The organism is Pseudonocardia sp. McavD-2-B (genome assembly GCF_024124365.1).
Taxonomy (GTDB): domain Bacteria; phylum Actinomycetota; class Actinomycetes; order Mycobacteriales; family Pseudonocardiaceae; genus Pseudonocardia; species Pseudonocardia alni.
In genome coordinates this window covers 26,927-50,191 of the sequence record NZ_JAMXSG010000006.1, presented here as the reverse complement: position 1 = coordinate 50,191, position 23,265 = coordinate 26,927, and the positions used below count along the sequence as shown (strand labels likewise).

Genomic DNA, 23,265 nt, shown 5'->3' with positions numbered 1-23,265 from the left:
GACGTACCTCCGGGACACGGTCCTGGTCGGATACGTGCACTCGGTGGGAGCCTCTCGCTATGATCTCGATCCCGCCCCGGTGGGTGGTCGGTGCGACGGCGAAGGCATTGGTGACTCGTAGTGGAACGGCGTATCCCGGCTCGCCCTGTCGACGTGGTTCTGGAGCAGTCGCTGCGCGTGTTGAGGTCCTACGAGGCCGATGGGGGACTGGTCGAGGAACACGCGAACAACGAGCGTCGTATCGCGCAGGGCGGCTACGGTGATCGCCAGATCTTCGAACTGGTGCAGAACTCCGCGGACGAGCTGCGTGACCGTACAGGCGGTGAGATCGCGGTCGTCCTGACCGAGAAGTTCCTCTACTGCGCCAACGAGGGGAACCCGGTGACGGCCGAAGGCATCGACACCATCCTTCGCATGAGCACCTCGAAGAAGCGAGGCGGCCAGATCGGTCGATTCGGCGTCGGAATCAAATCGGTTCTTGCCATCTCCGATGCCCCGGAGTTCTTCAGCACGTACCGGGGCGAGCTGTTCGGGTTCGGCTTCGACCGGGAGTGGTCGGCGCGGCAGGTTCGATCGGTGGTGCACGGTGCGCGTGACACCCCGGTTCTGAGGATGGCCCGCCTTCTCGATGTCGCAGGTAGTCGCTCGACGGACCCGGTTCTGGACGATCTGTTGCGATGGGCGACGACGGTTGTTCGTCTGCCACTCGTGGCAGGGGTGGCCGGGCGGCTGGCAATCGACCTGCACAAGTTCCCGGTCGAGTTCCCGCTCTTCTCCTCGCACGTGGGGACGATCACGCTGGTCGACCGGCGCGGCCGTCCCCAACAGCGCCAGATCGACCACCGGTCGTCCGGGAACAAGCACTTCATCCAGGAGTCCCGGCTCGACGGCAGCGTCGTCGAGCACGAGTGGCGTGTCTTCACCGTCACGCATCGACCGAGCCGCACGGCCCTCGGCTCAGCGGGTGAGCTCCACGACCGACCCGAGATCGACATCTCGTGGGCCGTACCCCGTAGCAGCGGGGCCCGCGGGTTGTTCTGGTCCTATTTCCCCACCAAGTTCGCGACGACACTGAGAGGGCTCCTCAACGCCCCGTGGAAGACCTCCGAGGATCGCCAGGCGATCTTCGACGGGAACGCGTTCAACGAAGAGCTGATCTCGATCGCGGCGCGGCTCGTGGTCGACTCGCTCCCGGCGCTCGTCGACGCCAAGGACCCGGCGGCGTACATCGACTTCCTTCCCGGCCGGGGTAGGGAGGCCCCGCAGTTCGCGGACGAACGCCTGACACGTGCCATCTGGGCAGCGGCGGCGGAACGGCCCTCCCTGGTCGATCAGGACGGTGTGTTGCGCCGACCTTCCGAGATGCAGATCCACCCCGAGGACCTGCGCGAAGACTGGCTCCGTGAGTGGGCCGCTTGCCCCGACCGCCCGGTCGATTGGGTGCACCACCGCGCCGACACACGGGAACGCCGCGGACGGGTCAAGATCGTACTGGCGCAGGCGGGGCGGAAGGATGCGTCCTCGGTAGTGGAATGGCTGGAGGCGCTGGTCGGTCCATGTTCCCCACGGACCTGCGCGGCGGCGCTGCGGATCGCTTCCGAGATGTCCGTCGCGGGTCACCCGCTCGCCGATCAGGCGCGTAGTGCCAGGATTCTCCTGACCGAGTCGGGGCAACTGGTGTCACCGCAGCCGGGGTCGGTCTTCCGGCGTGCTGGTGACACCCTGGCTGACGGTCTGACCTACGTCGACGAGCGTGTCGTCGCCGAGTTCGGAGCCGCGGGCGCGCTGGACGTCCTCGGAGTTCGAGAGGCCGATGCGGCCGGTCGGTTCGCTGCTGTTGTCGATCAGGGCCTCGAAGGCTACGACGACGCCCGATGGACGGCGTTCTGGGAGATGTCCCGAACTGCGGGAACGACGGCCGTCCTGGAAGCGCTGCGCACCCGACCCAAGAGTTTCCGGACCGCGTTGCGTGTGCGCACCGTCGCCGGAGTCTTCTGCCTGCCCGAACACTGTCTGCTCCCCGGGCCTGTGGTCCCCGCCGATGGAAGCCGCGATGCGGAGATCGCTGTCGACATGCGGTTCCACACCGCAGATCTCACGGTGCTCCGAGCTCTGGGACTGCTCGACAAGCCGGTCCTTGAACGAGCTCCGCAGGAGGACGACTGGTTCGACGACTACTGCGATCACTACCACCGGCTGTACCTGAAGAGGCTGGACGAGGGGGATCCACGCCCTCTGCGGAAGTTCATGCGGTTCGACGGTCCGCCGCCACCCGGTCCCCTCGGAATCTTCCGAGCACTGTCAGAGGAGGGGCGGGCTGCGTTCGTCGGCGCACTCCCGGCAGCCACCTCCGCTGCCTCGTGGACGATGCAGGTGGGAAAGCAGCAGCAGACCCGTCAGCAGATCTTGTCCCCGTTGGCGTGGATGAGCCGGTCCATCGGTGTCGTCGCGACCTCCCGGGGGCTCAGGCGAGTGGTCCGCTCGGTGGGACCGGCTCTGAAGGAGTACTCCCATCTGCTCCCGGTGGTCGCTGTCGGGCAGGGCGTCGCCGCCGCTCTCCGCCTCCCGGACTCGCTCGACGCTGTCCGCCCGGTGGTGTGGGCGGACCTGGTCGAGGAGGCGTCGCAGAGCACCGACGACGCGTTTCCCGGTGCGGTGTACGCCCTGCTCTTCCGCGCCGATGCGGAGTGGCCGGAGGGGGCGGCCACGAGATGTCGGGTCGGCGACGAGTGGGTCTGCGACCGGCCTGACACCGAGATCGCGGTGACCGCATCGCCGACGGTCTATCGTGACCTGCGAAAGGAACAAATTCCCGCACTCCTGGTCCCGACCGAGGACGACGCCGCCACGATGATCGAACAGTGGCAGATGCTGGCTCCCGAGCAGGTCATCAGCCGGGAGCTGCGCCACGTCGCGGAGGCTCCCGGGCAGCCCCTGGGAGAGCTGTTCCCTGTGCTCAGGATGCGTCATCGGCAGTCCGTGGACGGGATCCTCGTCGTCCGATGCACCGAACTCGAGGAGATCACCCGGACTCCGAACGGCATCACCGCCGCCCCACGGCGCCACGCCGTGGAGGATCGTGCCCTTCTCGTTCTCCGTCCTGACGACGACGAAGCTCTTCTGGTCGCCGTGGACGAGGCGCTCCGCTTGGGGCTCGGACCCGGAGGGCGCCGTTCGGTTCTCGACCAGAAGCACCAGCAGGCGGCGAACGAGCGTAAACGGGCGATCCGTAGGGCGGAGAGCCCTGCGGAGAAGGTCCTGAAGATGGTGGGGGAGGACCAGCTGCGCGCTGGACTACCCCGTGGGCTCGAGGAAGCCGAGCGTCGGAAGTCCGGTCACACACCGACCGGCCTTCGTATCGCCGAGCTCGCACTGGACACACACGGTGGGTCGGTCCTACGACATCACGCCAAGGACATCGCCCAGCAGGACGAGACGTCACCGCGGACCTTCAACGGCTCGACCGGCGCGCGACGCCATGTCGCGGAGCTCGGATTACCGGAGGAGTTCGCCGGCGCCTCCGTCGTCCATCCACCCGAGATGGAGGAGGTCGACGGCCCGACAGATCTTCCCGCGCTGCACGACTATCAGGAACGGGTGGCGGCCCGGATGGTCGAGCACCTGTTGGCACCGGAACCGGCCCGAGCCATGCTCAGTCTTCCCACGGGTGCGGGCAAGACCCGTGTCGCGGTGGAAGCGGTCACCCGATTCGTCCGTGAACGCGGTACACCCATCGGTCCGGTGCTCTGGATCGCGCAGTCGGAGGAACTGTGCGAACAGGCCGTCCAGAGTTGGAAGTTCGTCTGGGGCAAGGCCGGGCCTGCGGGGCGACTTGTGATCAATCGCTTCTGGGGTGGCAACGACGCGGCACCGGTCACGGACGCGACCCAACTCGTCGTGGCCACCGACGCCACATTGAACAGCCGCCTCGGGAAAATCGATCACGGGTGGCTGCGCGCGGCCTCCGTCGTCATCGTCGACGAGGCGCACCGCGCTGTGTCCACCAGCTACACGCAGATCCTGTCCCACCTCGGTATCGAGCGCTCCCGTACCGCCAGGCCTCTCATCGGGCTCTCGGCGACGCCGTTCCGGGGGCGCAGCGAACAGCAGACGAGCTGGTTGGTCAACCGATTCGGGGCGCGCCGGCTCGACATCGGAATCTTCGAGGAGGGGCGGGAGTACGAGACCCTGCAGGACCTCGGGGTGCTGGCCAGGGTCGAACACCGCGAGCTGAAGGGGGCGACCATCCAGCTCGACGAGCGCGAACTGACGTCGGCGACGCAGTTCTCGACCCTGCCCTCCTCCGCGGAGGACGAGCTGGCGCAGGACGTGCAGCGCAACGACACATTGCTCGACGCCATTACCGGCCTCCCAGAGGAATGGTCGGTCCTGGTGTTCGCGGCCTCGGTCGAGCATGCGAAGCTGCTCACCGCCCTGCTGAACCAGCGGGGGAGGCCCGCGACCTCCATCGACGGCTACACCCCGGCCGGGGAGCGTCGCACCAAGATCGAGGGCTATCGGGCGGGGCGGTACCGGACGATCGTCAACTACAACGTCCTGGCCCAGGGGTTCGACGCCCCACGCACGAACGCGGTCGTCATCGCCCGTCCCACCTTCAGCCCGAACGTCTACCAGCAGATGATCGGACGGGGCCTCCGCGGCCCCCGCAACGGGGGGAACGAGAGCTGCACGATCCTCGACGTCCGGGACAACGTGCAGAACTACCGGGGTGAGCTCGCGTTCACCGAGTTCGAGTACCTGTGGCGGAAGCAGTGAGCGCATCGGTGGCGGGACCCGAACTGACCGACGAGCAGCAGGACGTCGTCGACCTCGCGGCGGACACCTTCCTGCTCGTCACGGCCGGTGCCGGTGCCGGCAAGACGCACACGATGATCGAGCGTGTCGCCCGCCTGGTCCGCGACGACGAGCTCGGCGCCGACGAGGTGCTCGTGCTGAGCTTCGCCCGCAGCGCCGTGCGGGAGCTCACCCGACGACTGGACAGGGCGGGTACCGCGACGAGGTTCGTCCCCGTAAGCACCTTCGACTCCTTCGCCCTCGATGTCCTCATGTCCACGGACGCCACCCTCGACTGGACCCAGCAGCCGTTCGACGAACGGATCCGGGCAGCCGCGGAGGTGATCGCCTCGGATGAACCGGTCGACCGTCTGGACGACCTGCGGCACCTCGTGGTCGACGAGGCCCAGGACCTGGTGGGGGATCGGCTGGTCCTCGTCGAGGCGATCCTGGACCGGACCGGCTGCGCGTTCACGGTCGTCGGCGACATCGCGCAGTCCATCTACGGTTTCCAGATCGAGGACGCCGAGACACGGCTGCACAGCGCGGATGCCTGCTTCCGACACATCAGGGAGCGGTTCGACGGGGTCCTCGTCGAACGGGAACTGACGCGCAACTTCCGTGCACAGCGGGACGAGGCTCGTCCGGCCCTCGCGTTCGGACCCGTGCTGAGGGTCGATCCGACCGATACCTCGCAGTCGTACTACGAGGACCTCCGCGACGTCCTGAGTGATGTCCCGGTCGTGGGTGACATTGATGACGACTACGCCCTGCTCGGACTCTACGACGAGGAACTCACCACCGCGGTGCTCTGCCGCACCAATGCGGAGACCCTGGTCGTGTCCGAGCGACTCGCCGACGCCGGCGTACCGCACCGTCTGCGTCGGACGGCGCAGGACCGGGTCGCGCCGTCCTGGCTCGCCGGTCTGTTCCGCTCGTACCCCGGGAGCACGCTCGGGCGCGATCGACTGACCGAGCTCCTCCCGTCGGTGCCGGGGGGAGCGGGACAGCACGTGGACACCGTCTGGAGGCAGCTGCGACGCGTAGCCGGTGACCGGGGCCGCGCCGTCGACATGCACCGGCTCCGGGACGCCGTCGCGCGACGCCGGCTGCCCGACGAGTTCACCGCGCAGCCGGGATCGGCCGTCGTCGTGTCCAGCTTCCACCGCGCCAAGGGTCTGGAATTCGACCGCGTCGTGGTCGTCGACCCGGGGCCGCTGCGGGAGAGGTCGGACACCCCCGAGCAGGAGGAGGCCCGGCTCCTCTACGTCGCGATGACCCGTCCGCGGGACGACCTGTGGCGGATGAACCCTCTCCGCCTGAGAGGCGTGCGCAGGTGGGATCGCGGGGACCGGATCGGGCGCTACGGGACGGGCAGGTACCGCCGCAACCACTTCGGTCTCGAGATCGTGGGCGGGGACGTGTTCGCCGAGGAACCCGCCGGAGCGCATCGCAGGTACGGGGCCGAGGAGATCCAGGAGCTGCTGTCGGGGGACGTGTCGGTCGGTGACGAGGTGGAACTGTGGTTCGACCCGGACGACCTGTCGACGACGGGCGGGCCGGTCTACCGGATCCTCTTCGAGGGCATCGACATCGGACGGACCTCCGACGGGTTCGGGACGGCGCTGTTCCGCTTCCTGGGCGGACACGCGAAGTACACGCCGAACCGCTACCCGGGACGGATCGAGCGTGTGCGGATCGACGCCGTGGAGACCGTCGCGGGGAGCGTCGCATCCGGTGAACGTGCCGGACTCGGGGCCGCGGGGGTCTGGCTCGCCCCCCGACTCGGTGGCCTGAGCCGCTTCGACTGGAAGGTTGCCGAGTGACTGCACTCGATGCCCGTTACCGCTTCCCCGAACAGATCACGGATCTGCTGGTCGCCGACCTGAGAGGACCTGTCCACGGGCCCGAGGAGGTGCTGACGGACGACCCGGCCAACGCGTACGTGACGGGGATGTTGTTCCCCGCCGACGGTGAACCCGAGCGGGCTCGGGAGCGGGCCGAGGAATCGGACGAGGAGGGGGCGGCACCCGCCGTCTCCACGGTGGACGAGGTGGCCGACACCGGCGTCGCGATGACGAACAGGCAACTGCCGCGCGCGATGGGACTGACCGTCGCCGTCGACGGTGCGCGCATCTCCTCGTTGGAGGTGACGGTCTCCGGGGCCTTCTACATCCCCTGCTCTCCCGACGGAACGCGCGTGCAGCCGCAACGCGTCGAGCGCGGGCACACCGACGCCGCCGACGGGGTGCGGTGGCACAGGGACCCGTTCGAGGAGCGGCTCGACGTCCCCCTCACCGGGGGCAACGGTCTCCTGCCCGTCCCCGGTGTCGACGGTCTGGTCCTGCGTAGTCGGGTGCGCCCTCCCACTGCCGGCGTCGTCGCGGTCACGCTGACCCTGGTGAACGAGCGGGTCGTGCGGAAGGGGGCGCTGGTCGACCCGGACTGCTGCTTCCAAGCACACATGCGGGTGCGGGCCGGTGGCGTCGCGGCGTTCGTCGAGCGACCCCGCACATCCCATGCGGTGGAGGAGGAACTCGCGTTGAGCGATCTTCTCCACCGGCATGCCCCCGTGTTCGCGACCGGACACGGCTGTTCGGTGGAGTGGACATGGGAGCCGCCGGAACCACGGGGCCCTCGACCCGTCAGTCGAGCCGCGATCGACGAGGTGCGCACGACGTTCGTCCCCACCCGAGAGGTCCTGCTCGCGGACAGCAATCCCGAGGCCCCCGAACTCGGCATGCTGGAGCTGGCCGAGGCACCGCGGACCGAATTGCTGGAACGTCTCGACGGCCTCGTGGAGCTCTACGCGGACTGGATCGGGAAGCGGGCGACGGACGCGACGGCTCTGCTCGGATCGGAGCACGAACAGACCGCGTCCACCCAGCTCGCCGCCTGCTACGAGGCACGGGCCCGGATGAGGAGCGGTGTCGCTCTCCTCCGTCGCGACCCGCGGGCGGAGCGTGCCTTCCGCCTGGCCTGTCGTGTGATGGCCGAGCAGCGGGCCCGCAGCGCCTGGCTCAGGGCGGGACGACGGGGTTCCCCGGACCCGGCGGCCGGGAGGTGGCGCCCGTTCCAGATCGGTTTCGTCCTGCTGTGTCTCGACGGGATCGTCGACGTCGAGCACGCCGACCGCGAGCTGGCCGACGTCCTGTGGTTTCCCACCGGTGGCGGCAAGACCGAGGCCTACCTCGGCCTGATCGCCTTCACGACGTTCCTCCGAAGGATGCGTGACGGCGAGGCCGGCGGTGGAGTCACCGTCCTCATGCGCTACACGCTGCGATTGCTCACCCTGCAGCAGTTCGAGCGCGCGGCCACGCTGATCTGCGCGATGGAGACGCTGCGCCGCGCGGAGCCGGACCTCGGCACCGAGACCGTGTCGATCGGCATGTGGGTCGGACGTGCGGCGACCCCCAACACCTTGGAACAGGCCGAGGAGGGTCTGGTCAAGCTCGGTCGCGCGGAGACCCTCCACGAGCAGAACCCGGTCCAGCTACGGGCCTGCCCCTGGTGCGGTACCCCCATCGACCACCGGCAGTACCGCGTCCTGCGGGCCGCCGGGCGCATGGAGATCCGCTGCGCGGACGAGACCTGCGCCTTCCACGACGGCCTCCCCGTCCACGTCGTCGACGAGACCATCTACGCGGCGCGGCCGACGCTGGTGATCGCCACAGCCGACAAGTTCGCGCGGATCGCCTGGCGGGAGGACGTCGCCCACGTCTTCAACCGCGCCGGTGCCCCGGTCGGGACCCGGCCACCGGAGCTGGTGATCCAGGACGAACTCCATCTCATCTCGGGACCGCTCGGGTCGATGGCCGGCCTCTACGAGACCGCCGTCGACCTGGTCGCGGATCGACCGAAGATCGTCGCATCGACCGCGACGATCCGGAGGGCTCAGGAACAGGGCGTCCGTCTGTTCGGTCGGAGCGTCCGGCAGTTCCCCCCGGCCGGCATCGACTCCCGGGACTCCTGGTTCGCGGTCGAGACCGGTCGTGGGCGCAAGGCGGCCCGCCGTTACGTCGGGGTCCTCGCCCCGGCCACGAGCCAGGCCTCGCTCCTGATCAGGGTCTACGCGGCGCTGCTGCACGCGGCGTCCGCCCTGGACGGCGACGACACCGAGCGGGATCCGTACTGGACGCTGGTCGGCTACTTCAACAGCCTCCGGCTCCTGGCCGCGGCGGAACTGCAGACCCGGGCCGATGTGGTCGAACGACTGCAACAGCTGGCCCGGCGGGACGGCGTGGAGCCGCGCGACCCGGAGAACCTCACGGAGCTCACCAGCCGCGAGCCGTCGAGCAGGATCCCCGCCCACCTGGCGGGCCTGTTCGTCGAGCGCCCGTCGCCGGACGCCGTCGACGTCGTCCTCGCCACGAACATGATCTCCGTGGGTGTGGACGTCGACCGGCTCGGGTTGATGGCGGTGATGGGCCAGCCCCAGACCACCGCGGAGTACATCCAGGCCACCAGTCGGGTCGGTCGGCAGCATCCCGGCCTGGTGGTGGCGATGCTGAACGCGACCCGTAGTCGGGACCGGTCGCACTACGAGGACTTCACCGCGTTCCACAGCGCGCTCTACCGACAGGTCGAGTCGACCAGCGTCACCCCGTTCGCCCCGCGGGCCCGCGACCGCGGACTGCACGCCGTCCTTGTCGGCATCGTTCGGATGATGCACCCGATCGCGCGACCCAACGATGCGGCATCCCGGATCGAGTCGTTCCTCGACGACGTCCGGGGCGCGCAGCAACGCATCCTCGAGCGCGTCGCGGCGGTCGAGCCGGAGGCCCGAGAAGGCACCGCACTGGACCTGGACGACTTCGTCGACCACTGGCGGCAGCTCGCGGAGATCAACCCCGGTCTCGTGTACGAGGCGCGACGTCGTCCGCCCCGAGGGGCCGACGACGCGCTGCTGCGCGCGTTCGCCTCGGACGAGGACCTGGAGAACGCCGCCGAGACCCTCTGGAGTCTGCGGGACGTCGACGTCGAGACCGAGCTGAGAGCGAGCCGTTGATCGTGGCCCCACCGCGCACCCGCACGACACGAACTCCTCGGACACCGAGGCCGACGAAGGAGGGTGCTGTCCGCCGCACCCAGCTCGTCTCCACCTACGGCGTCGGATCGATGATCGCGCTCGGTGAGCGCTCCTTCGTCGTCGGTGGACTGGACGACTGGAGGGTCGTGGACCACCCGGACCTGATCGAGGTCCGGCTCCAGTCCCGCCTCGGTGTCCGGGGCTTCGTACGTCCCCCGGCGCCGGACCTGCCCCCGGGGGCGTCGGTACCGGTGCGTCTTTTCCCGCAGTTGTACACGTGCCCCGGTGACCACGAGAACACCTTGCGTCGGTACCGGCAGTTCAATTCCCCACGCGGCAGGAACAGGTGCGCGGCGTGCGACGGGAGCCTGACCCCGTCACGGTTCGTCGTCGCCTGCCGCAACGGCCACCTCGACGAGTTCCCCTACTGGCAGTGGGTGCACTCCGGTCGTGAGGCGTCCGGCGGGAAGTGCGAGCTGAGCTACCGGGCGACCGGGCGGTCGTCCGCCCTGCGCTCGATCGTGATCAGCTGCAGTTGCGGTGCCGAGGCCTCCATGGAGGGCGCGTTCGGACGCGGCGCGCTCGTCTCGATCGGCTACACTTGCCGCGGTGGTCGTCCCTGGCTGGCCGACGACGCCGCCGAGCAGGGATGCACGGCCGATGTCCGCACACTGCAGCGTGGTTCGTCCGCAGCGTGGTTCCCGGTTGTCCGGTCCGCGCTGTCGATCCCGCCGTTCAGCAAGAAGCTGTTCGACACCGTCGGCAAGTACTTCGCGATGTGGAAGGACGTCGGTGACGACGTCGTCGCCCAGCAGGCGCGCAGCCTGAATCTGGTGGGGGGACGATCGGAGTACACCGAGCAACAGGTTCTCGACGCGGTGGCCGAGCTCCGCAAGCACGCCGCGGGGGAGGCGCCCGACCCATCCGTGGTCACCGGCTTCGAGCCGGCCGACGTGATCCGCCAGGAGGAGTACGAACAGCTCGGTCACGAACGCGACGAGGGACACTTCGAGTGTGCGCCGCCCCCGGACTCCGGTGAGGTGGGGCTGCCCGAGGGATTCGATCGGGTGATGCAGGTCTCCCGGCTCCGTGAGGTCCGCGTCCTGCAGACCTTCACCCGGGTCGAGGCGCCGCTGGAGAGCGATGCCGCGGAGCGTTTCGCGCCGCTCTCGAGGAGTTCCATGCCGGACTGGCTGCCCGGTGTCGAGGTCAGCGGCGAGGGTGTCTTCCTCCGGCTGGATCCCGATCGGCTGCGTCGCTGGGAGGAGGACCCCACCTCGGGTGCAGCCGCACGATCGGAGCTCGTCCGCGCGCGACACGAAGCGGCGCTGCGGCGACGGGTGTCCGGCCGGGAGGTGCCGGAGTCGCCGGTCCGTTCCCGGCTGATCCTGCTGCACAGCCTCGCCCACATGATCATCAACGAGTGGAGTCTCGACTCCGGCTACCCGGCCTCCGCCCTGCGGGAGCGCCTCTACGTTTCCGACCAGATGGCCGGTCTGCTGATCTACACGGCGAGCAGCGACTCGGCAGGCAGCCTCGGAGGCCTCGTCGAGCAGGGAAAGCTGGCGAAGCTCGGGCCTGCCCTGGCCTCGGCCGTGGAGAGGGCGCGGTGGTGCTCGGCCGACCCGTTGTGCATGGAGGCAGAGGCCGCGGGCTCCGACGGGCTCAACCTCGCGGCCTGCCACTCGTGTCTGCTCCTGCCGGAGACGAGCTGCGAGCTCAACAACGTCTTCCTCGACCGTGCGGTCGTGGTGGGATCGGATGAGGAGGGGGTGCGGGGCTATCTCGAGCAGCTCGCCCTCGACTGAGCCGAACACCGGCGTCCCCGCGAGCAGCCCGGACGTCAGTCGCCGCATGTCCCGGCAGGCGAGGACCGGGACGGCGCCGGAGGTGTCGCTGCGTCGGGAGCTCCACCGTCGCGGGCGACGCTTTCGGGTCGACTTCGCCCTCGGCTCGGTGGGGTTGCCCCGGCGTCGGGCCGACGTCGTGTTCACCCGACAGCGGGTCGCCGTGTTCGTGGACGGCTGCTTCTGGCACAGCTGCCCGGTCCACGCGACCCGGCCCCGTGCCAACCGCGCGTGGTGGGAGACGAAGCTCGCCGGCAACGTGACCCGCGATCGGGACACCGACAAGCGGCTGAGATCGGCGGGGTGGCACGTCGTGCGGTTCTGGGAACACGAGGACCCCCGCGCTGCCGCCGACGCGGTGGAATCGGTGCTGGACGACGGCGCCGACCGTGGTCTGCCGAGGTCGTGACGTCCGCCGGCCGTCCCGGAGGCCGGCGGTAACCTCATCTGGTGCCGCCCGGAACGCTCGCTCCCGTCGCCGACCCGAGGATCGTCGATCTGTTCGCCGGCCCCGGGGGACTGGACGTCGCGGCGCGATGGCTCGACGTCCCCGCCATCGGGATCGAGTGGGACCCCAACGCCCACCGGACCCGGCGGGCGGCCGGTCTGGTCTCGGAGTTCGGCGACGTGCGCGGCTACGGGCCGCACGCCTTCCCCGATGCGAACGTGCTGTGCGGCGGCCCGCCCTGCCAGACGTTCACCGTCGCGGGCGGAGGATCGGGGCGGCGGGCACTCGACGAGGTACGCGAGCTCGCTCATCGGCTGGTCCGCGAACGCGTCCTGTCCCCGGACACCCTCGCCGCCCTCCACGACGAACGCACACGTCTCGTCCTCGAACCCCTTCGGTGGATACTGCGGGCGAAGGACGGAGGCAGGGCTTTCCGGGCGGTCGTTCTCGAGCAGGTGCCCGCTGTGCTGCCCCTGTGGGAGACCATGGCCGAGCTGCTCGGGACCGAGGGCTACGTGACCGCGGTGGGGGTACTGCGGTCCGAGCAGTTCGGGGTCCCGCAGACCCGTCGCCGAGCCATCCTCGTGGCCCGGCTTCGATCGGATGTCGACCGGGTCCGGCTTCCCGCTCCGACCCATCAGACCTATCGCCGCGGCGTCCCACGTGATGAGGGCGACCTGCACTTCGCACCGTGGACGTCCATGGGAGACGCACTGGGACGGCGGGACTTCCGGGTCCGGTCCAACTACGGAACCGGCGGCAACCCCCAGGACCGGGGCACCCGTGAGTGGTACGAACCGGCAGCGACGGTGACCGGAAAGGTCGGTCGCAATCAGGTTCTCCCGTACGACGGCAGCCCGGCGGAACGCTTCAGCCATGCCGAGGCCGGCCTGCTGCAGACCTTCCCGGCGGACTTCCCGTGGCGGGGGAGCGACATCGACCAGCAGATCGGCAATGCCATCCCACCCCGGCTGGCCGCTCATGTCCTCGATGCCGTCCTCGGCCTCGGGACGGCGCCCGAGCGTTACGACGAGTTCGTGGCCCGCTCATGGGGTCCGACCCGGGAGGATCCCGAGGAGGAGGACGCATCGCTGTTGACGGATCTCGATGCCGTCGGATCCGAGAAGGATCCGCAGCCGATCGGGTGACCGGTCGTGTCGCGACGGGATCCGTCGCGACACGACCCGTCGTCACCGCGCCGATCGTGCCCGTTCGGCGTACTGCCGACCGCGATCGGCGATGGCCAGACCAGCTGTTCGACTCCGCTCCGGCAACGCCGGGACCGACGGCCCCGGAACGCCCGCGTCCCAGTCCTCGACCGGTGGCGCGCCGTCCGCCACCCACCGGCGGTAGCCGCCCAGGTCGTCTCGGTAGAAGCCCGTCTCGGCCTCGGGCGGGCTCCCGGCCGTCGCCAGATTCACCGCCCGTGCGAGATCGTTGATCCGCCGGGAGGTCGGAGGCTCGTCGTCGGACAGGAGGGACTGCACGAGGCCGAGGGCGAGCGGCCTGCACCGGACGATGGGACGGTGCAACAGGCTGTTGGGCAGGTCCTGGTTGCGGAATGCCTGCTGCACCGGTCGGTAGTCGTCACCGTCCCGGAAGATCTCGGCTCCCCACCACAGGCGGGCAAGGGCCTGCTTGTGGACCGGACCACGCCAACGGTCCTCGGCCACGACCCCGCCCTTGTCCTGCCAACGCCACCGGACGTAGGGCGCCGCCCGCACCGCAAGCCATTCCCAGGTGGCTCGATCGGACGCCTGGGCCCGGGTCAGCCGGAGCAGATTGTGCAGGTGCGGGGCCAACCAGGCGTCGCTGGCCGACTCCTTCGGCCACTGCGACCTCTCGGACCGCCCGATCGTCTCGGCGAGGAGCTCGTCGAACCGGTCGAGGGGGACCGGTCGGCCGCCGTCGCCCGTCACCACCTCCGAGGCGGATTCGACCAGGCTCGGGTCGGCGATCATCTGCACCCGCTCGTCCGGGCTCAGACGACGAACGAATCGTTGCAACTCATGCATGCTTCACCTCACGGCACGCGGTGACCAGTGCGTCGTCGCGACCGCTGAGTGCGGCGATCGCGAGATCCACGGCACCCCAGATCTCCTGAGCCACGAGCGCGGAGTCCCGGGCGGCGTGCAGCTTCTCGTAGAGCTCCTCCACGTCCCCGATTCCGGGCATCCGGTCGGCGACGGCCTGGCAGACCTGGCGGTAGACGGGGCGCTCCGGGGGCTGGACGACGCCGTCGTCCACCGACACCTCGACGGCCGCGGCCCGGAACAGGCAGGTGACCGCGTACCGCGCGACGTCGGCCCCGAGCAGGTCCCGCAGCCGTCGGCGCTCGAGCTGGGCGGTGTTGGCGTGCAAGAGATGCTGGAACCCGTCGACGGCGGCGTTGAGGAGCAGCCGCGGATCACCCTGCAGATCCATGTAGGCGGGGGACTCCGGCATGCTCCGGGCGCCGAGGGGGGCGGCGGGGTCCCGGAAGTCGATCCACACGGTCTCGAACGGCGGCATGCCGGGCGGTACCGGCGCGGCGGCGCGGTCGATCACCGCGGTCCAGTCGGGCCCGGCACCGACGTGGCGCAGCCTGCCTTCGACGGTGGCGACGGCCTCGACCCGTACCGAGAAGCGCTCGGCGATCTCGTCGCGGTCGAGCGTGATCTGCCCTGCTCCGGTGACGGTGTCGAGCGGGAACGGGATCCGTACGTTGGTGGGAGTGCACTCGACGACCGCGTGGGCGGCAGCCCCCGCGACGGACGAGAGCGCCTCGGGATCGATCGAGACCGCCATCCGCAGCTCACGCCACGCCGACGTGTCGTCGAGCGCCACCCTCTGACGTTCGCCGTCGACGAGCGAGGGGTCGACCGGGACGCCGTCGACGAGCACCTCGTCGATCATGAGCTGGAGGTCGTCCTTCAGGGTCGGCCACGGGAAGCGGACGGTCATCGCGTGCCCTCCTCGCCGTCGACGAGCGGACCGGTGCCGCGCAGCACGACGTCGACACCGGACTCCTCCGCGGGAATGGGGAGCTCCGCGGTGGAGCGGCCGCGCAGGACGACCTTGACGAACCGTCCCCGGTCCTTTCCGGCGAGGCGGAGCTCGCCGTCGACGATCTCGCCCCCGCCGTCGACGACGTCCAGGGAGGCCCAGTCCACCGTGTCGAGTCCGCCGTCGAAGCCGGCGAGCGCGAGACGCGGACGCATGGACCACCCCTCGGCGCGGTTGCGGGCCTTCACCTCGAAGTGGACGTCCCAGCATCCGTCCACGACGGTCCACTCGACCAGCTGGGTGTCGGGTTTGCGCGGTGCCGACACCCCGCCGCCCTTCCCTCCGGGGTCTCCGCGCAGGAACCGCAGGTGTCTCATCACCGATTCCGGGGCCTTTCCGGCGGGTGGCGGTGGGGCGCCGAACAGCAGCAGCAGCTCGTCCAGCACCGCGCGTTCGATCTTCCGCAGGTTGGGGACCCACGGGGCGACGTAGTGAGCGGTGAGGTTGGCCTGCGAGGCCTGCTTGCCCCGCGGTCCGGGGATCCACCGGTCGTGTGCGGGGGGCTCGGAGAACCGCAGGAAGTCGTCCGCATGGATGTCCTCCGTGGCCGGCGAGTCCGGGTCGATCGCCGCCCCGGCCACCAGGAAGGCGTGGTAGGTCTGCGACTCGAAGGCCCTGTCGATGGTCTGCACCACCATCTCCGGCCTGCGGAAGAGGCAGACCTTGTTCTCCAGGGAGTCCCGCTGCTTGTCCGAGGCCGTCACGACCAGCTTGGCGGTGTGGGTGAAGCGGTTGTGGCGGGTACCGGTCCGCCGCCGTGAGATGTCGATCGGCACGTCCCGGACGACGACGGAATAGGGCTCGTCGAGCACCTCGTCGATGTCGCCCTCGTCGAACCGCCGCAGGGCCCGGACGAGTTCGGTGTAGGTCTCCTCGGGGTCGACGTGGATCTCCTCGCGGTGCGGTCCGTCCTCGATCTCGATGCGGACCCGCATCCCTCCTCGGGCCAGGAGCGGCCAGAAGTTCTCCTCGATGCCCTCGCGCAGCTCCCTCGCCAGGTCCGCGAGTTCGCCGCCGCCCAGGTCGGGACGGTCCGGGTCGTAGAAGCCCAGGAGCAGGGCGGACGTACCGGGGCGGGGATCGCGACGGTCGAGGTACAGCTTGTGCGCCAGTCGCTCGTCCCCCCAGATCGAGGCCACGCCGTCGTCGTCGACCGGATCGCCGAAGTAGCCGCGGCCCTGGTAGCCGACCCCGTCGGTCGTGTGCACGACCCCCTGGTTCACTCCGAACAGCCTGTTCCGGCGTAGCCCGGCCACGGCGTCGTCCTCGGAGAGGACGGAGTTGAAGAGGACCGTCTGCAGTCGGGAGAAGCGCCAGTAGACGGCCTTTCCGAGACCGAAGGATCCGCCGGAGGCCTCGTCCTTCCCGCTGAACAGGTCGAGGCGGCAGAGCTTGATGAAGTTGCCGTACTCCGACGACGGGACGCCGTCCTCGGGGAACTCCGGCCCGGTGAGCCCGCGACAGCCGTAGTCGGCGACTCGCAGCAGGACGAGCGAGTCCTGTTCCTCGACGGCCTCGAGCCCGGCCCGGATCTGTCCCGCGGTGACCGCACCCGACGACTCGCCGCCCATCGAGCGGAGGTGGGTCCCCAGCACGTCCCAGCCCACGGCGTTCTCGAAGTCTCGCCGCCGACTGCCGTCGAGCCGGATGAAGGTGAAGACCAGTTCGGCCGGCGTGTCGATGCGCGCGTCAGCGGAGTTCTGGGTGCTCTCCCTGGCCAGCGAGGACAGACCGGCGTTGACGGTCCACTGGTTCGCATTGCCGAAGTTCCCGTAGTTGCGGCTGCGACGTTCCCAGCACCACGTAGCGGTCATGCACGTTCCCTCGTCGGTTTGCGTCAGGCCACCCCCTGTGTCGGACGGCCCACCCACCGTCTATCGCGGGAGCGCCGCCGCTGTAACGGGACAGTCCGATCGTCACCGGATCGTGTCCGGGCGGCCCGACTGTTCCGTGGCGTGGAGTGGGGAGGTGATCGCGCGCGGTGAGTGCGGGCGTTAGCGTGACCCGATCGACCGGAGGTAGCGGCGACCGCAGCGGCGGCTCCCGTCCGACCGGTCGCGGCACGAGGGGAAGGCAGCACGCCGGATGGCAAAACTGACGACCATCCTGGACCAGATCGACGCGGGAACGATGCTCCTGCCCGAGTTCCAGCGTGGCTACGTCTGGAACCGCGATCAGGTCCGAGGTCTCATGCGCTCGCTCTACCGTGGGTATCCGGTCGGGGCGCTGCTCGTCTGGGAGACCGAGAGCACCGACCAGGCGATCCGGGGGGCGGCCGCAGGCGCCACCGGCCAGAAATCGCTGCTGCTCGACGGTCAACAACGGGTCACTACCCTGTACGGCATCGTGCGCGGGCGGGCGCCGGTCTTCTTCGAGGGGGACCCCTCGGTCTTCGAGGAGCTCCGGTTCAACGTGCTGACCGAGGCATTCCAGTTCCACGCCCCGGTCAAGATGAAGGACGACCCGTTCTGGATCGACGTCACGGAGCTGTTCGTGGACGGGACGCGCGCGACCTACAAGGCGCTGGCAGCGCACCCCGACACGGCCGAGGACTTCCCGACCTATGCGGAGCGGATCCAGCAGCTCCGCAACGTGCTGGAGAAGGACTTCCACGTCGAGGCCATCACCGGCGCGGACAAGACCGTGGACGTCGTGGTCGACATCTTCAACCGCGTGAACTCCGGCGGTACCAAGCTGTCCAAGGGCGACCTCGCGCTGGCGCGGATCTGCTCGGAGTGGGGCGAAGCCCGCCCGACGATGCGTCGCAATCTCGACCGCTGGGCGGCAGGCGGGTTCCACTTCACGGCCGACTGGCTCCTGCGCACCGTCAACGCCGTCGCGACGGGGCGGGCGCCGTTCTCCGCGTTGGAGGACGTGTCCTCCGCGGATTTCGAGCACTCCCTCAACGTCACCCTCCCGGCCATCGACCACTTCCTCTCCGACCTTGCCGTCGGGCGGCTCGGCCTCGACCATGACCGGGTCCTGATGGGTCGCTACGCGGTGCCCGTCCTGGCCCGGCACCTCTCCAACAGAGGTGGTCGGTTCGCCGACGGGGCCGAGGCGGACCGTGCGCTCTACTGGTACCTGCAGGCTGCGCTGCGCGGCCGCTTCGCCGGGTCCACCGAGACGTTCCTCGCCAAGGACCTGGAGACCGTCGACAAGTCGGGTATCGACGGTGTGATCGCCGCCCTGGCCCGGTCCCGCAAGGGCAACCTGGCGATCGACGCACAGGACTTCGAGGGGGTGGGCCGCGGATCGCGCTCCTATCCCTTGCTGTACCTGCTGGCTCGGGTCAACGGGGCACGTGACCTGGTCTCCGGCACCGAGCTCGGCCGCACCTCGTCCCCGGTGGGTGTGCACGAGATCTTCCCCAAGACCTGGCTGTCCCGGGCCGGGCTGGGACGCTCGGAGGTGAACGCGATCGCGAACTTCGCGTTCGTCACCCCGGCGTCGGGTACCCGGCTCAGCGGCCGTGACCCGGCGCAGTACCTCGCCGAGCTCGATCCGGAGGTCCTCCGCTCCCAGTGGATCCCGGAGGACCCGTCGCTGTGGAGCATCGACGCGTTCCCGGAGTTCCTGGCAGCGCGTCGCGAACTGCTGGCACGGTCGGCGAACGAGTTCCTCGACGCGTTGCACGCCGGTACCCGCCCGTGGGCGGGGCGCCTGGAGCAGATCGTCGTCACCGACGAGCCGGACGAGACCGATGCCCGCGCCGCGCAGGTCCGGTCCCTGCTCGACGAACTCGTCGAGATGGGCTTCGCCCGCCCCGCGCTCGACACCGAGATCCCGGACCCGGAGACGGGGCGACCGCTCGCGGTGGCCGAGGCCTTCTGGGCCGACGGTCTGCAGCCGGGGCAGGGCGCGCCGGTCGTGCTCGAGCTCGACCCCGACGAGGCGGACCTGCCCCGGCTCGCGGAGCTGGGCTGCGAGGTGTTCACGTCGGTCGACGCCCTGCGCGGCTACGTGCAGCGGCGGTCCGAGGTCGTCTCGGGTGACGCCGGGGCCGAGACGACCTCCGGCGCCGGCCTGCGCGCGGTGGACCCCGACGCGGTCGCGGAGGAGGTCGACGCCGACTTCGACCGGGCCGTCCTCGCGAGCATCGACACCTGTCGTGAGGAGCTCCGCTACAACCCCCGCTGGTTCCGGGTGATGGTCAACCAGCACGGGGCGATGGGCGCGACCCGCAGGCTCCTACGGGCCCCCGCGGTCAGCGACGGGTTCGTCAAGCTGTGGCAGCTCGGACGCCTCGACCTCACCGCCGAGGCGCTGGTCGCCGATCCGCGCTTCAGCCGTCTCTTCGACGACGACGAGGTGCGGATCGCCCGATTGCGGCTCGACGAGTACGGCACGGGAGCTACGGCGCGCTGACCTCGGGAAGGAGCGGGCTGCGGGTGCCCGACCAGGACACCCGCAGCCGCTCCCGCGCTCGGGTGCAGGCGACGAAGAGCAGACAGCGCTCCTGCTGCACGTCCAGCGCGTGCCGCACGGGATCCTCCGCGGCGTCGGTGACCGCCACGGGCAGCGGGAGGTGGGCCGCGCCGGCGTCGGCGACGGCCACGCAACGGAACTCCAGCCCCTTCATGCCGTGCATCGTCCCGATCCGTACGGCCTCCGCCGGTACGTCGGTCTCGTGCATTCCCGCCGTCGTCACCCCGTGCGCCCGCAGCCGCGCGGCGAGCTTCTCGGCGAGGCGCCTGGTGCGGCACACGACGGCGACGTCGCCGGGGGAGACACCGTCGATGCGCCACTGCTCGACGGCGAGTGCGAGCTCCTCCGCCTCGTCGTCCGGGGTACGCGCACCGAGGATCTCGGGTTCCGCGCCGTGCAGTGCCGACCGGTAGCCGGAGAGGGAGTCCATCCCCTCGTCGAGGTCGGCGACGGCGACGTCGCTCATGACGGCCATGGACCAGCGCAGGATCTCGGCCGTGGTGCGGTAGTTGACCTTCAGGCGGGTCGACCGGCCACCGACCGAGATGCCCATCTGGCGGAGGCTCACATGATTGCCGTAGATGCGCTGGTGCGGGTCACCGGTGAGGAACAGGTCGTCGGGACCTGTCGCCACCGCGGCCCGCAGGAGTCGCCATTGTGTGGGGTGGAGGTCCTGCACCTCGTCCACGACGACATGGCGGAACGGGCGCTCCGGGCGGGCCGCGACCAGCCTCGCGGCCTCGTCGGCGACGGTCAGGTGGGTCCACAGCCCGTCCGTGCGCAGCCCGTCTGCGAACCGGTGGACCGCCTCCCAGACACGGTGTTTCTGGTTGCGGGTGAGCCCGCGCCCCCGCCCGCGGCGCGGAGCCGAGAGATAGCCGTCGACGTCGGTCACGGCGTGCGCGAGGACCACGTGCCGCCACTCCTCGAGCAGGAACGAGGCACCGAGATCGAGGCCCACGGCCTGCGCCGCGTGGGTCATCCGATCGCGCAGTTCGTCCTCGGTGGCGATCCGGACCGCACCGCGCTGCTCGCGGACCACGGCCGAGGCCCACCGGTCGATGTTGAGCACCTGCACCGCCGCGCGCTGCGGCTCGTCGAGCAGACGGGCGACGTCGCGCTCCAGGGCGTCGGCGAGGCCGCGGGTGTAGGTGGTGAGCAGGACGGACTTCGGCGGGAGGTCACGCGTCTCGGCGAGGTGCTTGACGCGGTGCAGCGCGACCACCGTCTTGCCCGTACCGGGTCCGCCGGTGACCTGCGCACTGCCCCAGAAGGTGGGCCGATAGGCCAGTTCATGCTGCGACGGGTGCAGGAACACCCGCCACATCGCCAGCGGCTTGTCGAACAACGCCAACAGGTCGTCGGGGCCGTCGACGAGGGCGATGCGTCCGAGGGTGCGCTCGACGGCGGCGTCGAGGTCGTCGGTGTCGACCGGTCCCTCGGCCAGCCGTGGCGCGACGACGTCGGACCACACCTGCTCGACGGAGAAGCCGGCAGCGAGTGCTCGGAGCACGTCGGCCTGGTTCTCCGGCATGATCGGTGCGACCGCGTCCAGGCCCTCGTCGTCCCGGATGGTCCGCGCGACGGCCAGGATCTGGGCGTCGATCCCGAACCGTGTGAGATCGGCGTCGGACACCTCGGCGAACAGACGCTGCTCCCCGCCGTCCGCGGTGTCGGACACGGCCTCGGCGTCGGCGATCTCCGCGAGTCGTTCGACGTCGCGGACCTCGACCACCCCCGACACCTCGTTGACGGAGACGGTGTGGGTCTTCGCCCAGCTGTTGGCCTTGTCGTGTGGCATCACGTGGAGCAGGACGAACCGGTCACCCTTCTCCGGGGCGAGGACGATGCCGCGCCACCCCTGGTCGATCCGGATCGTCCGTACCCGCGCATCCCGGGACCCGGAGATCTTCTCGAGGTGCAGGCCGGCGTGGGTGTGCTCGGCGAACTTCCCCAGTGCGTCGCGGGTGAGCTTCTGGACGGGCTTCTGCAGACGGCCGAACTCGCTGAGGAAGTCGACCCCGACAGCCAGAGTGGGCACGAGGGTGCCGCTCCATTCTGTGGTGGACGTGGACCGGGGCGGTCGCGACGTCACGCTACGGGCGTGCCGGTGTCGACACGAGTTCCGCGGTCGTGTCGACACCGGCGATGCCGGCGAGTGCGAGGACGATCCGTGCCGCGGCCGTCGCGTCCTGCAACGCGTCGTGGTGGGTGAACGGACCCAGGCCGAGGTGGGTGGTCACGCTCGTCAACCGGTAGTCGCCGAGGACGAGGTGCGCCTTCGCGAGTCGACGTGTGCACAGCACGCCGAACGGGGCGGCCGGGATACCGCTCGCGACGCACGCCTGTCGCAGTGCCGACGTCTCGAACGAGGCGTTGTGGGCGACCACGACGTCGTCGCGGACGAGGTCGACGAGCGTGCGGTGCACGGCGGGCCAGGTCGGCGCGTCGACGACGTCGGGCTCGCGTATGCCGTGGATCCGCACGTTCATCGGCTCGAAGCCGGGCACGGGCGGACGGACGAGGGTGGCGAACCGCTCGATCACGCGGCCGTCACGGACTCTGACCGCGCCCACGGAACACACCGATCCCCGATGACGGTTGGCGGTCTCGACGTCGAGGGCGACGAAGTCGATGCTCACGGGACGGTCCTCTCACGGTTGCTGGTGGGGGGAGTCGGTCGTGCGCCCGCGGCAGCACGGTGCGCCGCCGACCAACGGGCCGGCAGGTCGCCGACGGGGCCGACCTCACCGACGAGGTAGGTGCGGCGTCGGACGGCAGCGGCGATCTCGTCCCAGAGATCGACCACCCAGCGCAGGCAGTGCGCGACGCCGAGCAGCTCGGTCGCGACGTCGGATGCCCCGGAGACCGCGATCCCGACGATCTGCCGCAGCTCGTCGAGAGTGCGTGGCGGTGCGATCAGGGACGCCCCGCGCCGCCACTCGACCGGGGTGACCGACGGGCGCACGGATCGCACCCGGTCGACAGCGGTCTCGACGAGTGCTCGGCGGGCAACGGTGTCCTCGACGGCGTCGAGCACGGAGAACGTCCTGCGTCGCACGTCCTCGACGGAGAGGTCGTGCCCGGCGACCGGGCCGAGGCGGCCCACCAGGGTGCGCACCAGCGGTACCGACGTACCGGTGATCGGACGCCCGTGCAGCCGCTCCAGCACCGAACGGGCCGTCGCGGGATCGGTGAACGCCTCCGCGGTCGGCACCATCCAGGCGCCCCCCGGGCGCCCTCGCCGGTCTGTCTGCCAGAGCGCCAGCGAGGGGACGCCGCGGTCGTCACCGGCGCCCATGATCGCGGTGCCGATGAAAGCCGAGGAGCCGCTCACCGCAGGGCCACAGCGGCAGCGCGGGAGAACAGCGGGCCGCGCCGTTCGACCGTGGTCGGGTGCGGCCCCGTCGGCACGACGGGTCGCGGCGCACCGTCCGCGGCGTCGTCGGGGATGCGGTCCGGGAACGCCGTGCCGGCGGACGGGCGCGTCACCGCCGGACCGGTGGACACGGTGGGGCCACGCCCGACGGGCGCCTGCGCCGTGCCGACGTCGACTCGGGGGCGGGCCCGCGACGGGAGGTTCGAGTCGGACGCGGCGTCGTACAAGGGGTTCACGATCGGTCACTCCACGGAGGTGCTGGCTTGTATTCGCGTGTATCCAGTAGGGCAAACTG

14 protein-coding genes are annotated in these 23,265 nt (G+C 70.2%); 7 read left to right on the top strand and 7 right to left on the bottom strand.

Annotated features, from left to right (window positions below; genetic code table 11):
* The first annotated feature begins 153 nt into the window (after positions 1-153).
* From NH602_RS02165 to NH602_RS02140, 6 genes are read left to right on the top strand one after another with little or no spacing between them, the layout of a single operon-like run.
* A complete protein-coding gene (locus NH602_RS02165; RefSeq protein ID WP_253066854.1) occupies positions 154-4,776 on the top strand; it encodes a DEAD/DEAH box helicase in 4,623 nt (1,540 codons plus the stop codon).
* Between the two features lie 8 nt (positions 4,777-4,784).
* Positions 4,785-6,620 (top strand): UvrD-helicase domain-containing protein, encoded by a 1,836-nt coding sequence (locus tag NH602_RS02160; RefSeq protein WP_253066853.1) that lies wholly within the window; start codon positions 4,785-4,787, stop codon positions 6,618-6,620.
* Positions 6,617-9,802 carry a helicase-related protein gene (locus NH602_RS02155; protein ID WP_253066852.1) on the top strand — a complete coding sequence of 1,062 codons (3,186 nt, stop codon included), beginning with the start codon at positions 6,617-6,619 and terminating at the stop codon, positions 9,800-9,802. The genes NH602_RS02160 and NH602_RS02155 overlap by 4 nt, the downstream gene beginning before the upstream one ends.
* 2 nt (positions 9,803-9,804) lie before the next feature.
* Entirely contained in the window at positions 9,805-11,631 is a 1,827-nt protein-coding gene (locus NH602_RS02150) for a DUF1998 domain-containing protein (RefSeq protein WP_308292801.1), read from the top strand.
* A gap of 46 nt (positions 11,632-11,677) precedes the next feature.
* Positions 11,678-12,079, top strand: coding sequence for a DNA mismatch endonuclease Vsr (vsr, locus tag NH602_RS02145; RefSeq protein ID WP_253066850.1), 402 nt, complete (start codon positions 11,678-11,680; stop codon positions 12,077-12,079).
* 41 nt (positions 12,080-12,120) lie between these two features.
* Positions 12,121-13,266 carry a DNA cytosine methyltransferase gene (locus NH602_RS02140; RefSeq protein ID WP_253066849.1) on the top strand — a complete coding sequence of 382 codons (1,146 nt, stop codon included), beginning with the start codon at positions 12,121-12,123 and terminating at the stop codon, positions 13,264-13,266.
* Positions 13,267-13,308: 42 nt separating this feature from the next.
* Here the strand turns inward: NH602_RS02140 and NH602_RS02135 are convergent, their stop codons facing one another.
* Genes NH602_RS02135 through NH602_RS02125 form a run of 3 tightly spaced genes read right to left on the bottom strand, consistent with a single transcriptional unit; the run spans position 13,309 to position 16,977 of the window.
* Positions 13,309-14,124: a DUF6339 family protein gene (locus NH602_RS02135; protein ID WP_253066848.1), complete on the bottom strand. Its 816-nt coding sequence runs from the start codon at positions 14,122-14,124 to the stop codon at positions 13,309-13,311.
* Between the two features lies 1 nt (position 14,125).
* Positions 14,126-15,061, bottom strand: a complete 936-nt coding sequence (locus NH602_RS02130) for a hypothetical protein (protein WP_253066847.1) — start codon at positions 15,059-15,061, stop codon at positions 14,126-14,128.
* Complete coding sequence (locus tag NH602_RS02125; RefSeq protein ID WP_253066846.1) at positions 15,058-16,977, bottom strand: hypothetical protein; 1,920 nt, start codon at positions 16,975-16,977, stop codon at positions 15,058-15,060. Before NH602_RS02125 ends, NH602_RS02130 begins: the two co-directional genes overlap by 4 nt.
* 271 nt (positions 16,978-17,248) lie before the next feature.
* On the opposite strand from NH602_RS02125, the gene NH602_RS02120 reads away from it, so the two are divergent.
* On the top strand, positions 17,249-19,531 hold the full coding sequence (locus NH602_RS02120; protein ID WP_253066845.1) for a DUF262 domain-containing protein: 2,283 nt from the start codon (positions 17,249-17,251) through the stop codon (positions 19,529-19,531).
* Here NH602_RS02120 and NH602_RS02115 read toward each other — a convergent pair.
* Genes NH602_RS02115 through NH602_RS31745 form a run of 4 tightly spaced genes read right to left on the bottom strand, consistent with a single transcriptional unit; the run spans position 19,518 to position 23,083 of the window.
* Complete coding sequence (locus tag NH602_RS02115; RefSeq protein ID WP_253066844.1) at positions 19,518-21,632, bottom strand: UvrD-helicase domain-containing protein; 2,115 nt, start codon at positions 21,630-21,632, stop codon at positions 19,518-19,520. The two genes, NH602_RS02120 and NH602_RS02115, sit on opposite strands and share 14 nt — an antisense overlap.
* Before the next feature lie 55 nt (positions 21,633-21,687).
* Entirely contained in the window at positions 21,688-22,233 is a 546-nt protein-coding gene (locus NH602_RS02110) for an exonuclease domain-containing protein (RefSeq protein WP_253066843.1), read from the bottom strand.
* Positions 22,230-22,928 carry a DUF6218 family protein gene (locus tag NH602_RS02105; protein WP_253066842.1) on the bottom strand — a complete coding sequence of 233 codons (699 nt, stop codon included), beginning with the start codon at positions 22,926-22,928 and terminating at the stop codon, positions 22,230-22,232. Before NH602_RS02105 ends, NH602_RS02110 begins: the two co-directional genes overlap by 4 nt.
* The gene (locus NH602_RS31745) at positions 22,925-23,083 is read right to left on the bottom strand and encodes a hypothetical protein (RefSeq protein WP_253066841.1); all 159 of its coding nucleotides are present in this window, start codon (positions 23,081-23,083) and stop codon (positions 22,925-22,927) included. The genes NH602_RS02105 and NH602_RS31745 overlap by 4 nt, the downstream gene beginning before the upstream one ends.
* Between the last annotated feature and the right edge of the window lie 182 nt (positions 23,084-23,265).